At 39.4% G+C, this 518-nt stretch carries 1 protein-coding gene; it reads left to right on the top strand.

The features are described from left to right. A partial coding sequence (locus IEY78_RS35510) for an MFS transporter (RefSeq protein WP_189104842.1) occupies positions 1-518 on the top strand: 518 nt, incomplete at both ends.

The raw sequence follows: 518 nt of genomic DNA, 5'->3' as shown, positions 1-518 counted from the left end.
AGAAACTATGGATGGTCAAACAACTTTTAAAACCACTATTAAAGAAAAAACCCAAAGAGGCAGTTTGAAGGAATTACTCAACCATAAAAAAGCCTTAATGATAGTCTTTGGGCTAACTATGGGAGGGAGTTTGTGTTTTTATACTTTTACGGTGTATTTAAAAATCTTTTTAACCAACAGCTCATCATTCAGCCCTAAAGAAAGCAGTTTTATCATGCTTTTAGCGCTCTCTTATTTTATTTTGTTGCAACCCTTATGTGGGATGCTGGCTGATAAAATCAAGCGCACCCAAATGCTGATGGTTTTTGCTATCGCAGGTCTTATTGTAACGCCCGTTGTCTTTTATGGTATCAAGCATGCTAGTGGCGTGTATGAAGCCCTATTTTATGAAATGCTTGCATTGAGCGCGATGAGTTTTTACACTTGCATTGCTGGGGTCATTAAAGCAGAATTATTCCCTGAACATGTGCGAGCGCTTGGCGTGGGTTTAGCCTATGCGATTGCGAATGCGCTTTTTG

Source organism: Streptomyces kronopolitis, from assembly GCF_014646275.1.
In the GTDB taxonomy this organism is placed as follows: Bacteria; Actinomycetota; Actinomycetes; order Streptomycetales; family Streptomycetaceae; genus Streptomyces; species Streptomyces kronopolitis.
The sequence above is the reverse complement of the archived record's forward strand: the minus strand, read 5'-3'. Positions and strand labels throughout refer to the sequence as shown.